11 protein-coding genes are annotated in these 13,871 nt (G+C 66.9%); all 11 read left to right on the top strand.

The window, feature by feature from the left end; genetic code table 11:
• Genes ftsL through ASD94_RS19945 form a run of 11 tightly spaced genes read left to right on the top strand, consistent with a single transcriptional unit; the run spans position 1 to position 13,791 of the window.
• On the top strand, positions 1-321 hold the full coding sequence (gene ftsL / locus ASD94_RS19995; protein WP_056646760.1) for a cell division protein FtsL: 321 nt from the start codon (positions 1-3) through the stop codon (positions 319-321).
• Positions 318-2,063 (top strand): penicillin-binding protein 2, encoded by a 1,746-nt coding sequence (locus tag ASD94_RS19990; RefSeq protein WP_056646759.1) that lies wholly within the window; start codon positions 318-320, stop codon positions 2,061-2,063. Before ftsL ends, ASD94_RS19990 begins: the two co-directional genes overlap by 4 nt.
• Positions 2,060-3,577 carry a UDP-N-acetylmuramoyl-L-alanyl-D-glutamate--2,6-diaminopimelate ligase gene (locus ASD94_RS19985; RefSeq protein ID WP_056646758.1) on the top strand — a complete coding sequence of 506 codons (1,518 nt, stop codon included), beginning with the start codon at positions 2,060-2,062 and terminating at the stop codon, positions 3,575-3,577. Before ASD94_RS19990 ends, ASD94_RS19985 begins: the two co-directional genes overlap by 4 nt.
• Positions 3,568-5,043 carry a UDP-N-acetylmuramoyl-tripeptide--D-alanyl-D-alanine ligase gene (murF, locus tag ASD94_RS19980; RefSeq protein ID WP_056646755.1) on the top strand — a complete coding sequence of 492 codons (1,476 nt, stop codon included), beginning with the start codon at positions 3,568-3,570 and terminating at the stop codon, positions 5,041-5,043. The genes ASD94_RS19985 and murF overlap by 10 nt, the downstream gene beginning before the upstream one ends.
• 39 nt (positions 5,044-5,082) lie before the next feature.
• The gene (gene mraY / locus ASD94_RS19975; protein WP_056646752.1) at positions 5,083-6,261 is read left to right on the top strand and encodes a phospho-N-acetylmuramoyl-pentapeptide-transferase; all 1,179 of its coding nucleotides are present in this window, start codon (positions 5,083-5,085) and stop codon (positions 6,259-6,261) included.
• Positions 6,258-8,231: a UDP-N-acetylmuramoyl-L-alanine--D-glutamate ligase gene (gene murD, locus ASD94_RS19970; RefSeq protein WP_235510717.1), complete on the top strand. Its 1,974-nt coding sequence runs from the start codon at positions 6,258-6,260 to the stop codon at positions 8,229-8,231. Before mraY ends, murD begins: the two co-directional genes overlap by 4 nt.
• Positions 8,228-9,502 carry a putative lipid II flippase FtsW gene (gene ftsW, locus ASD94_RS19965; RefSeq protein ID WP_056646746.1) on the top strand — a complete coding sequence of 425 codons (1,275 nt, stop codon included), beginning with the start codon at positions 8,228-8,230 and terminating at the stop codon, positions 9,500-9,502. Before murD ends, ftsW begins: the two co-directional genes overlap by 4 nt.
• Positions 9,499-10,569 carry an undecaprenyldiphospho-muramoylpentapeptide beta-N-acetylglucosaminyltransferase gene (gene murG / locus ASD94_RS19960; protein WP_056646744.1) on the top strand — a complete coding sequence of 357 codons (1,071 nt, stop codon included), beginning with the start codon at positions 9,499-9,501 and terminating at the stop codon, positions 10,567-10,569. Before ftsW ends, murG begins: the two co-directional genes overlap by 4 nt.
• Positions 10,566-11,999 carry a UDP-N-acetylmuramate--L-alanine ligase gene (murC, locus tag ASD94_RS19955; protein WP_056646741.1) on the top strand — a complete coding sequence of 478 codons (1,434 nt, stop codon included), beginning with the start codon at positions 10,566-10,568 and terminating at the stop codon, positions 11,997-11,999. Before murG ends, murC begins: the two co-directional genes overlap by 4 nt.
• Positions 11,996-12,985, top strand: coding sequence for a D-alanine--D-alanine ligase (locus ASD94_RS19950; protein WP_056646738.1), 990 nt, complete (start codon positions 11,996-11,998; stop codon positions 12,983-12,985). The genes murC and ASD94_RS19950 overlap by 4 nt, the downstream gene beginning before the upstream one ends.
• On the top strand, positions 12,985-13,791 hold the full coding sequence (locus tag ASD94_RS19945; protein ID WP_056646735.1) for a cell division protein FtsQ/DivIB: 807 nt from the start codon (positions 12,985-12,987) through the stop codon (positions 13,789-13,791). The genes ASD94_RS19950 and ASD94_RS19945 overlap by 1 nt, the downstream gene beginning before the upstream one ends.
• Positions 13,792-13,871 lie beyond the last annotated feature (80 nt).

Genomic DNA, 13,871 nt, shown 5'->3' with positions numbered 1-13,871 from the left:
ATGACGCGGCTCAACGTGGTCCTGTTGCTGGCGGTACTGGCCAGCGCGATCTATCTGGTGCACACCCAGTACGAATCGCGCCGCCTGTTCACCGAGCTGGACCGCGCGGTGGCCGAGGCCCGTCGCCTGGAGACAGAGCACCAGCGCCTGCAGGTCGAAAAACGTGCCCAGGCCACGCCGCTGCGGGTGGAGAAGATCGCGCGTGCGCAGCTGAACATGCGCACCGCCACGCCAGCCATCACTCAGTACGTTTCCGACCCGCAGGGCGTCGCAGCAGCGGCGGCCGCTGCGGCATCGCAACCGGCAGGGGCGCAGCCATGAGCCGCAGCGTGCTCTACACGTCAAGCCCTCTGCTGGCCAGCAAGACGCCGGTCTGGCGCAGCAAGTTCATCGTGGCGGTGATTGCGCTGGGCTTTCTGGGGCTGGCCGGGCGGGCGGCCTATGTGCAGGTGTTTGGCAATGCGTTTTTTCAGCGCCAGGGCGAGGTGCGTTTTGCCCGCACGCTCGAGTTGCCTGCCAACCGCGGCAAGATCGTGGACCGCAATGGCCTGATCCTCGCGTCCAGCGTGCCGGCCGCCAGTATCTGGGCCATCCCAGAGGACGTGGACCAGGACAAGCCCGAAGTCCGTGCCAAGCTCAAGCAGTTGGCCAAATTGCTGGACATGCCGCAGGCCGACCTGCTGAAGAAGCTGGCGGATGAGGACAAGACCTTTGTCTGGATCAAACGCCAGCTGGACTGGGACGTGGGTCAGCAGATCGCCGCCCTGGATATCAAGGGCATCTACCAGCGCAAGGAATACCGGCGCCAGTACCCCGAAGGGGAGGCCTCAGCCCATGTGGTGGGGTTTACCAATGTGGAAGACCATGGCCAGGAAGGCATGGAGCTGGCCTTCGACAAGGATCTGGCGGGCAAGCCCGGTTCGCGCCGCGTGATCAAGGATCGCCTGGGTCGGGTGGTCGAGGGCGTGGGTGAGACGGTGCCCCCGGTGGACGGCAAGGACATGCAACTGTCCATCGACAGCAAGGTGCAATTCTTTGCGTACCAGAAGCTGCGCGATCAGGTGACGGCGCACAAGGCCAAGGCTGGCAGTGTCGTGGTGCTGGATGCCCACACCGGCGAACTGCTCGCGCTGGCCAACTACCCGAGCTACGTGCCCGACAAGCGCCAGAACCTCACGGGCGAGCAGCTGCGCAACCGCGCACTCACCGACGTGTTCGAACCTGGCTCGACCATGAAGCCGTTCACCATTGGTCTGGCACTGGAGTCGGGCCGCGTGCGCCCCGAGACCATCGTGGACACCAACCCCGGGCGCATCACCATCACGGGCTCCACCATCTCCGACACGCACAACTACGGGGTGCTGACGGTGGAGGGTGTGATCCAGAAGTCCAGCAATGTGGGCACCACCAAACTGGCCATGCAGATGCCTGCGCGCGAGATGTGGGAGACCTTCTCGGCGGCTGGCTTCGGGCAAAAGCCACAGCTGCATTTCCCTGGTGTGGTGACGGGCCGCCTTCGCCCCTACAAGACCTGGCGCCCGGTGGAGCAGGCCACGATGTCGTATGGCTACGGCCTCTCGGCCAGCCTGTTCCAGATGGCGCGCTCGTACACCGTGTTTGCCAACGGCGGGCGGGTGATTCCGGCCACCATGCTCAAGACCAGCGAACCTGCGGTGGGCGTGCCCGTGTTCTCCGAACGCACGGCCGACCAGGTGCGCAAGATGCTGCAGATGGCTGCAGGCCCCGGCGGCACCGGCCAGAAGGCGCAGACACTGGGCTATTCGGTGGGCGGCAAGTCGGGCACCGCGCGCAAACAGGTGGGCAAGAACTATGCGTCGGGCAAATACCGCGCGTGGTTCACCGGCATGGCCCCCATCGACAAACCCCGCATCATCGTCGCCGTGATGATCGACGAGCCCAGCGCGGGCCAGGTGTATGGCGGCTTGGTGGCTGCGCCCGTCTTCAGCGAGGTGGTGCAACAAACGCTGCGCATGATGGGCGTGCAGCCCGACATGGCCGTCAAGCCACAGATCGTGGCCAATGCGGTGGAGGAGTCGCTGTGACGCCCACGCCGCTCCACGCCCTGCAGTCCGCTGGTGAGGCCGTGCAATGGCTGCGCTCGCGCGTGACCGGCACCCTGCACACCGACAGCCGCCAGATCACACCCGGCGATGGCTTCATCGCCTGGCCCGGCGCCGCCACGGACGGCCGCGCGCATGTGGCCGATGCCATGGTGCGCGGTGCCACGGCCTGCCTGGTCGAGCAAACCGGCGTCGAGGCCTTCGGCTTGGTGGGCGACCACCTGGCCGCGCTGCAGGGCCTCAAGGCCGCCACGGGGCCCATCGCCGCCGAATGGTTTGCGCAGCCGACCCAGCAGCTCAAGGTGCTGGCAGTGACGGGAACCAACGGCAAGACCAGCACGGCCTGGTGGCTCGCGGGTGCCCTGAATGTGCTATCGAATGAGGAGCGTTCAGGGCAGGAGCGATGTGCGCTTGTGGGCACTTTGGGCATGGGAGTACCTCCCGCGCTGATTTCCACCGGCATGACCACCCCTGACCCGGTGCGCCTGCAGCGCGCGTTTGCCCAGTTTGGGGCTCAGGGGCTGGGCGCCTGCGCCATCGAGGCGTCGTCCATTGGGCTGGCAGAGGCCCGGTTGGACGGCACACACATCCACGCAGCCATCTTCACCAACTTCACGCAGGACCACCTGGACTACCACGGCAGCATGGCCGACTACTGGCTGGCCAAGCGGGCGCTTTTCGACTGGCCTGGACTGCAGTCCGCCATCGTCAATGTGGACGACCCTGCGGGCGCCCAATTGCATGGCGAACTCGAAGGCAGTGCGCTGGATCTGTGGAGCTTCTCGGCCCAGGGCCCCGCGCGCCTGGCCGCACAGGATATTGCCCTGGGTGACCAGGGCCTGCGCTTCATGGTGGTCGAGGGCGCTGACCGCCAGTGGCTGCAAACCCGCGTCATCGGACAGTACAACGTGCAAAACCTGCTGGGCGTGCTGGCCACGCTGCGCAGCCTGGGCGTGCCGCTGGACCGCGCCGTGCACGCCTGCGCCAGCCTGCAGCCCGTGCCGGGCCGTATGCAGCGGCTGGTGGCGGCGGGCCAACCCCTGGTGGCGGTGGACTACGCCCACACCCCCGACGCTTTGGACAAGGCCCTGCAAGCCCTGCGCCCCCTGGCTGCCGAGCGTGGTGGGCGGCTGTGGTGCGTGTTCGGCTGCGGCGGCGACCGCGACGCAGGCAAGCGCCCCCTGATGGGCGCCGTGGCCCAGCAGCAGGCCGACCAGGTGCTGGTGACCAGCGACAACCCCCGCAGCGAAGACCCTGCGGCCATCCTGCACCAGATCCTGCAGGGCACGATTGCCGGCGGCACGGTGCGCGCCGAGCCCGACCGTGCAGCCGCTATCGCCCAGGCCATTGCCGAAGCCGCGCCCGCCGATGTGGTGCTGATTGCCGGCAAGGGCCACGAAGATACTCAGGAGGCGGCAGGCGTGCGCGTGCCGTTCTCTGACATGGCCCATGCGCAGGCTGCGCTGCAGGCCCGAGGAGCCCACACATGGGCATGAACACCATTGCACCCGTCATGACACTGCAGCAAGCCTGGGCGCTGCTGCAGCCGCGTATTCCCACTGCCCGTCTGGTGGGCGATGGCGCCACCCCGCTGGCGCGCGTGCACACCGACACGCGTACGCTGCAGCCGGGCGATTTGTTTGTGGCACTCAAGGGCGAGCGTTTTGACGCCAACGCCTTCCTGGCCGATGCCCGTGCAGGCGGCGCCGCGGCCGCTATTGCGCACGGTGGCCTGGAAGCCGCGGGCTTGCCCGGCATCGAAGTGCCCAACAGCCTGGCTGCGCTGGGCGCACTGGCCACCGGCTGGCGCACGCAGTTCCACCTGCCGCTGATTGGCGTGACTGGCAGCAATGGCAAGACCACGGTGACGCAGATGATTGCGTCCATCCTGCGCGCCTGGCAGGGCGAGGCCGCGTTTGCCACGCAGGGCAACTTCAACAACGACATCGGCGTGCCGCTGATGCTGATGCGCCTGCGCGCCAGCCACCGCGCCGCCGTGATCGAGATGGGCATGAACCACCCTGGCGAGATCGCCGCGCTGGCCGCCATGGCCCAGCCCATGGTGGCCTTGGTCAACAACGCGCAGCGCGAGCATCTGGAGTTCATGCACACCGTCGAGGCGGTAGCCCGCGAAAACGGCTCGGTGTTTGCCAGCCTGCCCGCCGACGGTGTGGCCGTGTTCCCGGCAGGGGATGCCTACACGGGCCTGTGGCAGTCGCTGGCCATGGAGCAACCCGGCCGCCGCACAGTCACCTTTGGCGATGGCGGCGATGGCGGCGATGTGCGCTGTGCGCAGGCCGCCTGGGAGCGTGGCGCCTGGGCGGTCACCCTGGCCACGCCACGCGGCGAGATCACGACCCGCCTGCACATCGCTGGCCGCCACAACGTCACCAATGCGCTGGCAGCCACGGCGTGCACGCTGGCAGCCGGCGCACCCGTTGCGGCCATTGCCCAGGGGCTGCGTGACTTCACACCCGTCAAGGGCCGTTCGCGCGCGTTCAGTGTGTCCGTTGCAGGGCGCGACATCACGGTGGTGGACGACACCTACAACGCCAACCCCGATTCCATGCACGCTGCCATCCAGGTACTGGCCGAACTGCCGAGCCCGCAACTGCTGGTGATGGGCGACATGGGCGAGGTGGGCGACCAAGGCCCGCAGTTCCATGCCGAGGCGGGCGCACTGGCCCGTGAGGCTGGCATCCCCACGATGTTTGCGCTGGGCGCGCAGTCGGTGCATGCCGCGTCGGCCTATGGCGATGGGGCCCGACATTTCAACGAGATGGGCGCCCTGCTGGATGCCGTGCGCAGCGCATTGCCCGCGGTGGGCAGTGTGCTGGTCAAAGGGTCGCGATTCATGAAGATGGAACAGGTGGTCGAGGCCATTGCGGCCGCCGCACCGCCGTCAGAACAACAACAAAAGCCGATCAATCCACGGGAGGGACACCATGGCGCAACGCATTGAAATCGCCCGCACGGTGCCAGCCCATACCGGAGGTGCCACATGCTGCTGATGCTGTCGCAATGGCTGCAGGGGTTGTCGCCTGAGTTCGGCTTTTTCCGGGTGTTCCAGTACCTCACCTTCCGTGCGGTGATGGCGGCCTTGACGGCGCTGCTCATCGGCCTGGTGGCGGGCCCCAAGGTGATCCGCGTGCTCACCTCGCTCAAGATTGGCCAGCCCATCCGGGGCTATGCCATGCAGTCGCACCTTTCCAAGAGCGGCACGCCCACCATGGGGGGCGTGCTGATCCTGTTGTCGATCGCCATTTCCACCCTGCTGTGGTTTGACCTGTCCAACCGCTTTGTGTGGATCGTGCTCATCGTCACGCTGGGCTTTGGTGCCATTGGCTGGGCGGACGACTGGCGCAAGGTGGTCAACAAGGACCCCGAGGGCATGCGTTCGCGCGAAAAGTATTTCTGGCAGTCCGTCATCGGCTTGGTGGCAGCGCTGTACCTGGCGTTCAGCATTTCCGAAAGCTCCAACGCCAAGGTGTGGGAGCTGTTCGTGGCGTGGGTGCAGTCCGGCTTCTCGCTCGACCTGCCTCCCAAGGCCGGGCTGCAGCTGCCATTCTTCAAGGAAATCAGCTACCCGCTGGGAGTGCTGGGCTTTGTGGTTCTGACCTACCTCGTCATCGTGGGTTCGAGCAACGCGGTGAACCTGACCGACGGCCTGGACGGCCTGGCCATCATGCCCGTGGTGATGGTGGGCTCGGCCTTGGGCGTGTTCGCCTATGTCACCGGCAGCTCGGTGTATTCCAAGTACCTGTTCTTCCCGCACATTCCGGGTTCTGGCGAGCTGCTGATCTTCTGCGCGGCCATGGCGGGCGCGGGCCTGGCCTTCCTGTGGTTCAACGCGCACCCGGCGCAGGTGTTCATGGGTGACGTGGGCGCGCTGGCCCTCGGTGGCGCCTTGGGCACCATCGCCGTGATCGTGCGCCAGGAGATCGTGCTCGCCATCATGGGCGGCATCTTTGTGGTCGAGGCCCTGTCGGTGATGCTGCAGGTGACCTGGTTCAAATACACCAAGAAGCGCTACGGCGAGGGCCGCCGTCTGCTGAAGATGGCGCCGCTGCATCACCACTTTGAAAAGAGCGGCTGGAAGGAGACGCAGGTGGTCGTGCGCTTCTGGATCATCACCATGCTGCTGTGCTTGATTGGTCTGTCCACGCTGAAACTGCGATGAACCCGAACGAGCCCCTTCTTCCCGACCCCCTCGGCACACCCGAGGCCGTGCCCCCGATGGCAGGGGCCGGGGTGGACGCTGACGGCGCTCCAGAGGTCAATTCCGGAACGCAGGACGCTGCGCCCCTGGCACCTGACGTGAATGCGGCCCAGGACGTTGTCGATCCAGCGACGGATAGCAGTGAAGTAACAGACGCTCCGCTCGCCGCCGGGGACACCGAGGTGGCCCCAGGCGTGCCTGCAGCGAAAGGCACCAGCGCTGCCTGGAATCCCGAGGCGGTGCCTGCCGTCTCCGCCGCCAAGGCGGCTGCGGACTTTGTGGCCCAGATCTTTGCCGAGGTGGCCGCACCCGAGTCGGGAGCCTCTGACAGTGCGGATGCCCCCGACGCCGTGGAGGCCGACGAGCCCGTGACTCCCGATGTGCCTGCAGGCACCGCGCGTGAGGGCGTTGCGAACCTGCTGCACAACCAGCCCATCCTGATCCTGGGCCTGGGTGCCTCGGGCTTGGCGATGGCACGCTGGTGCGTGCGTTGCGGCGCGCAGGTCACCGTGGCCGATACCCGCGCGGCCCCACCGCAATTGCCCGCACTGCAACAGGAGCTCCCCCAGGTACGGTTTGTGTCGGGCGCATTCGATGCCAGCCTGGTGCAAGGGCAGAGCCTGCACGCGGTTTATCGTTCACCCGGGCTGAGCCCCGAAGCGATTGCTCCTGTTTTGGAAGCAGCTCGTGCAAATAACATCAGCACTGGCGGCGAATTGAGCCTGTACGCCCAGGCCCTGGCAGTTTTGCATGGATCGCACGCGTATGCACCGGCCGTGCTGGCCATCACCGGGACCAACGGCAAGACCACCGTGACCTCGCTCACCGGCCAGCTGGTGGAGCGCTCAGGCAAACGCGTGGCCGTGGCCGGCAACATCGGCCCCACCTTGCTCGACACGCTGGCTGAGCACCTGGATGCAGACACCTTGCCCGATGTGTGGGTGCTGGAACTGTCGAGCTTTCAGCTGGATGGCATCACGGGCTTCGAGCCCACGGCCGCCACGGTGCTCAACATCACGCAGGACCACCTGGACTGGCACGGCAGCATCGAGGCCTATGCGGCCGCCAAGGCGCGCATCTTTGGTCAGACGGGCTTGATGATCCTGAACCGCGAAGACACGGCGGTGATGGCCATGCTTCCGCCCCCCGTCAAAGTCAAGCTGCAAAAGCCGCAGGTGCGTGCGCACCTCACCTTTGGTGGCGACATGCCGCGGCGTCCGGGCGACTTTGGCATCGAAGTGGTGAGCGGCATGCCCTGGCTGGTGCGCGCGATGGACGCGGACGAAACCCGCAAGCGCGGCCGTAACGAGGTTGAGGAAGACCTGCACATCCAGCGGCTCATGCCGGCGGATGCGCTGCGCATCCGCGGCCGTCACAACGCCACCAATGCACTGGCGGCGCTGGCGCTGGCTTCGGCGGCCGGTTGTCCGCTGGCTCCCATGTTGTACGGCCTGCGCGAGTACCGGGGTGAGCCCCACCGTGTGGAGCCCGTGGCCATCATCCACGGCGTGGAATATTTCGACGACAGCAAGGGCACCAACGTGGGCGCTACGGCGGCAGCGCTGGTCGGGCTGGGCACGGAGCGGCGCCTGGTGGTCATCCTGGGCGGAGAAGGCAAGGGGCAGGACTTTGCGCCCCTGGCGGCGCCCGTGGCGCGTTATGCGCGTGCGGTGGTGTTGATCGGCCGCGATGCGCCACTGATCCGCGCGGCACTGCAGGACGCGGGTGTGCCGCTGCTGGATGCTGAAACCTTGCCCCAGGCCGTGGCACTGGCCGCGCAGCGTGCCCATTCGGGCGACGCGGTGCTGATGTCACCCGCCTGCGCGAGCTTCGACATGTTCAAGGACTACGAACACCGCGCGCAGGTCTTCTGCGAGACGGTGCGGACCATGGCCGACGACGCCGGCCAGCCGACGGAGGGTATGCAATGACCGCCAAGGCCAGCACCCTGACCCTGCTGCAACGCGTCACCGGCTGGTTCGGTGGCCTGCCCGGCAAGGCGGCCGATGTGCTGCCCGTGCGCGTGGGCGGCACCGAGTACCGCCAGTCGTCGAGCACGCCCGCGAGCGTGCTGGGCTTTGACCAGGCCTTGCTCTGGGTGGTGGTGGCGTTGCTGGCGTGGGGGCTGGTGATGGTGTATTCCGCGTCGATTGCCATGCCGGACAACCCCCGGTTTGCCAACTACGCGTCCACGCACTTCCTGACCCGCCACATGATGTACCTGGTGGTGGGGTTTGTGGCGGCGCTGCTGGCGTTCCAGATACCCATGGCGCTGTGGGAGCGCGTGGCGCCCTGGTTGTTCATCGTGGCGCTGCTCATGCTGGTGGCAGTGCTGATCCCCGGCGTGGGCAAGGTGGTCAATGGCGCGCGCCGCTGGTTGTCCATCGGGCCCGTGGGCTTCCAGCCCTCGGAGGTGGCGAAGTTTGCGGTGCTTGTCTACGCTGCCGACTACATGGTGCGCAAGATGGAGGTGAAGGAACGTTTCTTCCGCGCCGTGCTGCCCATGGGCGCGGCGGTGGCCATCGTGGGCGTGTTGCTGCTGGCCGAGCCCGACATGGGCGCCTTCATGGTCGTCGCCGTGATCGCCATGGGCATCCTGTTCCTGGGCGGTGTGAATGCCCGCATGTTCTTCCTGATCGCGGGCGTGCTGGTGGGGGCCTTTGCGCTGATGATTGCCAGCTCGCCCTGGCGCCGCGAGCGCGTGTTTGCGTACCTGGACCCCTTCAGCGACCAGCACGCGTTGGGCAAGGGCTACCAGCTGTCGCACTCGCTGATCGCCATCGGACGCGGCGAGGTGTTTGGCGTGGGCCTGGGGGGCAGTGTGGAGAAGCTGCACTGGCTGCCCGAGGCTCACACCGACTTCCTGATGGCGGTGATCGGTGAAGAGTTTGGCCTGGTGGGCGTGGTCGCGCTCATCATCCTGTTCCTGTGGATGACCCGCCGCATCATGCACATTGGTCGCCAGGCCATTGCGCTGGACCGCGTTTTCTCGGGCCTCGTCGCGCAGGGCGTGGCGATCTGGATCGGTTTCCAGGCCTTCATCAACATGGGCGTGAACCTGGGCGCGCTGCCGACCAAGGGGCTCACGCTGCCGCTGATGAGTTTTGGCGGGTCGGCGATCCTGATGAACCTGGTGGCGTTGGCGGTGGTGCTGCGCGTGGACTATGAAAACAAGCTGCTCATGCGCGGAGGCCGCGTATGAGCAAGCAAAAGACCGCACTCATCATGGCCGGTGGCACCGGTGGCCACATCTTCCCCGGCTTGGCCGTGGCCGAAGAGCTGCGTACGCGTGGCTGGCGCGTGCATTGGCTGGGCGCGCCCGGCAGCATGGAGTCGCGCATCGTGCCGCAGCAGGGCTTTGCGCTGGAACTCATCGATTTCTCGGGTGTGCGCGGCAAGGGGCTCGTCACGCTGGCCCTGCTGCCGCTGCGCCTGTTGCGCGCGTTCTGGCAGGCGCTGCAGGTCGTGCGCCGTGTGAAGCCCGACGTGGTGGTGGGCCTGGGTGGCTACATCACCTTCCCGGGCGGGATGATGGGTGTGCTCGCGGGCAAGCCGCTGGTGTTGCACGAGCAGAACTCGGTAGCGGGCATGGCCAACAAGGTGCTGGCGGGTGTGGCCGACCGGGTGTTCACCGCCTTCCCCAAGGTCTTTGAAAAGGGCCAGTGGGTGGGGAACCCTCTGCGCACGGCCTTCACGCAGCAGCCCGGCCCGGCCGAACGGTTTGCGGGCCGCAGTGGTCCGCTGCGTCTGCTGGTGGTGGGCGGCAGCCTGGGCGCGCGTGCGCTCAACGAGATCGTGCCCCAGGCCATTGCGCTGATGCCTGCCGACCAGCGCCCCACCGTGGTCCACCAAAGCGGTGCCGCGCAGATCGATGCGCTGCGCGCCAACTACGCTGCTGCAGGTGTCAAGGCAGAGCTGACGCCTTTCATCGACGACACCGCCAGCGCGTTCGCAGCGGCCGACATCATCGTCTGTCGGGCGGGTGCGAGCACCGTCACCGAGATCGCGGCCGTGGGCGCCGCGTCCATCTTTGTGCCCTTCCCGTCGGCCGTGGACGACCACCAGACCACCAACGCGCAGTTCCTGGTGAATGCGGGCGGCGGCTGGCTGGTGCAGCAGCGCGACCTGACGCCGCAAGGGCTGTCTGAAATGCTATTGAAATTGGAGCGATCCACGCTTGTGGATGTAGCGCTCAAGGCCAAAAACATGCAAAAAATCAACGCCACCCGCGAGGTGGTGACTGCCTGCGAGGAGTTGGCCCAACCATGAAACATGCGATTCGCCATATCCATTTCGTAGGCCTGGGCGGTGCCGGCATGAGCGGCATCGCGGAGGTGCTGTTCAACCTGGGCTATCGCATCTCGGGCTCGGACCTGGCCGACAGCGCCACGCTGCGCCGTCTGGCAGACCTGGGAATCAAAACCTGCCTCGGCCACGCGGCAGCGCACATCGATGGCGCCGACGCCGTGGTCACGTCCACCGCGGTCACTTCTGACAATCCCGAAGTGCTGGCCGCACGCGAAAAGAAGATCCCCGTGGTGCCGCGCGCGCTGATGCTGGCCGAGCTGATGCGCCTCAAGCAAGGCATTGCCATTGCAGGCACGCACGGCAAGACGACCACCACCAGCCTCGTCACCAGCGTGCTGGCCGAGGCAGGGCTGGACCCCACCTTTGTGATCGGTGGCAAGCTCAACAGTGCGGGAGCCAATGCCAAACTGGGCAGCGGCGACTACATCGTGGTCGAGGCCGATGAGTCTGATGCGTCGTTCCTGAACCTGCTGCCCGTGATGGCGGTGGTGACCAACATCGATGCCGACCACATGGAGACCTACGGCCACGACTTCGGCCGGCTCAAGGGAGCGTTTGTCGACTTTCTGCACCGCATGCCGTTCTACGGCACGGCCGTCCTCTGCGTGGACAGCCCGGCCGTGCGCGACATCCTGCAAAGCGTGACCTGCCCCATCACCAGCTACGGCTTCTCGGAAGACGCGCAGGTGCGTGCCATCAACGTGCGTGCCGAGGCCGGCCAGATGCGCTTCACGGTGCAGCGGCGCAATGGCGTCACGCTGCCCGACATGGAGATCGTGCTCAACCTGGCGGGCGAGCACAACGTGCTCAACGCGTTGTCGGCCATTGCCGTGGCGGTGGAGCTGAACATCCCCGACGAAGCGGTGCAACGCGCGCTGGCAGGCTTCAAGGGCGTAGGCCGGCGCTTCCAGCGCTATGGCGATCTGCCCGCGAAGGACGGCGGCACCTTCACCGTCATCGACGACTACGGCCACCACCCAGTGGAGATGGCCGCCACGCTGGCGGCCGCACGCGGTGCCTTCCCCGGGCGGCGCCTGGTGCTGGCCTTCCAGCCGCACCGCTACAGCCGCACGCGCGATTGCTTCGAGGATTTCGTCAAGGTCATCGGCAATGCCGACGCGGTGCTGCTCACCGAGGTGTACGCCGCTGGTGAGGCGCCAGTCGTGGCCGCCGACGGTCGCTCGCTGGCCCGTGCCCTGCGGGTGGCAGGGCGGGTGGAGCCGGTGTTTGTGGACAACGTGGCCGACATGCCGCAGGCCATCGCCGACAACGCACGCGCGGGCGACGTGGTGATGTGCATGGGCGCGGGCTCCATTGGCGCCGTGCCCGGCAAGGTGGTTGAAATGCTACAAAATAATGAGCTGAAAGCGCACGAAGGGAGCGCACCATGACCCTTCCTGAATCGAATATCGACGTGAAATCGCTGGGCAAGGTGGCCGTCCTGATGGGCGGAGACTCGGCCGAGCGCGAGGTGTCGCTGATGTCGGGCAGCGGCGTGCTGCAGGCGCTGCGCTCGCGTGGCGTGGATGCCCATGCGTTTGACCCCGCACAGAACGCGCTGGGCGATTTGAAGCGCGATGGCTATGCGCGCTGCTTCATCGCACTGCACGGCCGCCATGGCGAAGACGGCACGGTGCAGGGCGCGCTGGAGCTGCTGCGCATTCCGTATACCGGTCCCGGCGTGATGGCATCCGCAATCGCCATGGACAAGGTCATGACCAAACGGGTATGGCTGGCCGAGGGCCTGCCCACGCCACGTTACGTGTGGCTGGCCCCTGACCGTCAACAGCGTGAAGTAGTGCGCACGGTGCCCGATGAACTGGGCTTGCCCCTCATCGTCAAGCCGCCGCGCGAAGGCTCGTCCATCGGCGTGACCAAGGTGCGCGGCTATTCGGACATGCAGGAGGCCGTGCAGCTGTCGGCCCAGTACGACCCCGACGTGCTGTGTGAAGAGTTCATCGAAGGCGAAGAGGTGACCTGCCCCGTGCTGGGCCAGGGCGCCAGCGCCCGTGCGCTGCCGGTGATCCGCATCGTGGCGCCCGATGGCGCCTACGACTACCAGAACAAGTACTTCACCGACGACGTGAAGTACCAGTGCCCGAGCGGCCTGCCCGAGGCCGAGGAGCGCGAGATCCAGCGCATCGTGCTGGAGGCCTACCGCACCCTGGGCTGCCGTGGCTGGGGCCGTGCCGACCTGATGATCCGCGCGAGCGACCGCAAGCCCTTCCTCCTGGAGATGAACACATCCCCAGGCATGACAGGCCATTCGCTCGTGCCCATGTCGGCCCGGGCCTCGGGCATCAGCTACGAAGAGCTGTGCCTGCGCATCCTCGCGGATGCGGCACTGGACACGCCCGCAAAGCCAAAGGCTGCCTGATGAATCAGACGCTGCCCGCACCCCTGGACGTCAAGCTCATGAACCTGACCGCGTCGGTCCTGTTCGTGGGCTGCGCCATGGCGGTGCTGGCAGCGGGGGCATGGTGGGTACTGCGCTACCCGGGCTTTGCCATCGCACGCATCGTGGTGCAGGGCGAGCTGGTGCACAACAACGCGGTGACGCTGCGGGCCAATGTGGCGCCGCACCTGGTGGGCAACTTCTTCACGGTGGACCTGCGGGCCGCCCGCGAGGCCTTCGAGCAGGTGCCCTGGGTGCGCCGCGCGCAAGTGCGTCGGGTCTACCCCGGCAGCCTGCGCGTGGAGTTGCAGGAGCACGACGCCGTGGCGTATTGGGGCCCAGACACTGGCTCAGCGCTGGTCAACAGCCAGGGTGAAGTCTTCGAGGCGAATGTGGGCGATGTGGAGCAGGAAGGCCTGCCGCGCCTGTTAGGGCCTGCAGGTAGTTCGGCCGAGGTGCTGCAGATGTATGGCCTGCTGGAGCCGGTGTTCAAGCCCCTGGGGCTGGACGTGGAAGAACTGGAGCTGACGGGGCGGGGCGGCTGGCGCGTCACCCTCGACAGCGAGGCGGTGGTGGAGCTGGGGGGCGGCACGCCACAGGAAGTGGTGCAACGCACACAGCGGTTTGTGCGCACCCTCACCCAGGTGGCCGCGCAGTACGGCCGCCGCGTGGATGCGCTGGAGTCTGCGGACTTGCGCCACGCGGGGGGCTATGCGCTGCGTTTGCGGGGCGTGACCACGGTGAGCGCGGACGCCGCTGGCGGCGCTGCGGGTGTGCGCCGGAGGTGATGGCATGGACCGCAGCGAATCGGTGGTGGTGTGGTGCGTGACGGGGCGGGSGGGGTGGGCCGCAGTGCCACAGGCAAGAA

The sequence above is a fragment of the Acidovorax sp. Root70 genome, assembly GCF_001428225.1.
GTDB lineage: Bacteria > Pseudomonadota > Gammaproteobacteria > Burkholderiales > Burkholderiaceae_C > Acidovorax.
This window is presented reverse-complemented; position numbering and strand designations above follow the sequence as displayed.

Excerpts from the sequence above, each read along its gene's own strand:
- ftsL (WP_056646760.1), top strand. The coding sequence starts at position 1 with ATGACGCGGCTCAACGTGGTCCTGTTGCTGGCGGTACTGGCCAGCGCG.
- ASD94_RS19990 (WP_056646759.1), top strand. The coding sequence starts at position 318 with ATGAGCCGCAGCGTGCTCTACACGTCAAGCCCTCTGCTGGCCAGCAAG.
- murF (WP_056646755.1), top strand. The coding sequence starts at position 3,568 with ATGGGCATGAACACCATTGCACCCGTCATGACACTGCAGCAAGCCTGG.
- mraY (WP_056646752.1), top strand. The coding sequence starts at position 5,083 with ATGCTGCTGATGCTGTCGCAATGGCTGCAGGGGTTGTCGCCTGAGTTC.
- murD (WP_235510717.1), top strand. The coding sequence starts at position 6,258 with ATGAACCCGAACGAGCCCCTTCTTCCCGACCCCCTCGGCACACCCGAG.
- ftsW (WP_056646746.1), top strand. The coding sequence starts at position 8,228 with ATGACCGCCAAGGCCAGCACCCTGACCCTGCTGCAACGCGTCACCGGC.
- murG (WP_056646744.1), top strand. The coding sequence starts at position 9,499 with ATGAGCAAGCAAAAGACCGCACTCATCATGGCCGGTGGCACCGGTGGC.
- murC (WP_056646741.1), top strand. The coding sequence starts at position 10,566 with ATGAAACATGCGATTCGCCATATCCATTTCGTAGGCCTGGGCGGTGCC.
- ASD94_RS19950 (WP_056646738.1), top strand. The coding sequence starts at position 11,996 with ATGACCCTTCCTGAATCGAATATCGACGTGAAATCGCTGGGCAAGGTG.
- ASD94_RS19945 (WP_056646735.1), top strand. The coding sequence starts at position 12,985 with ATGAATCAGACGCTGCCCGCACCCCTGGACGTCAAGCTCATGAACCTG.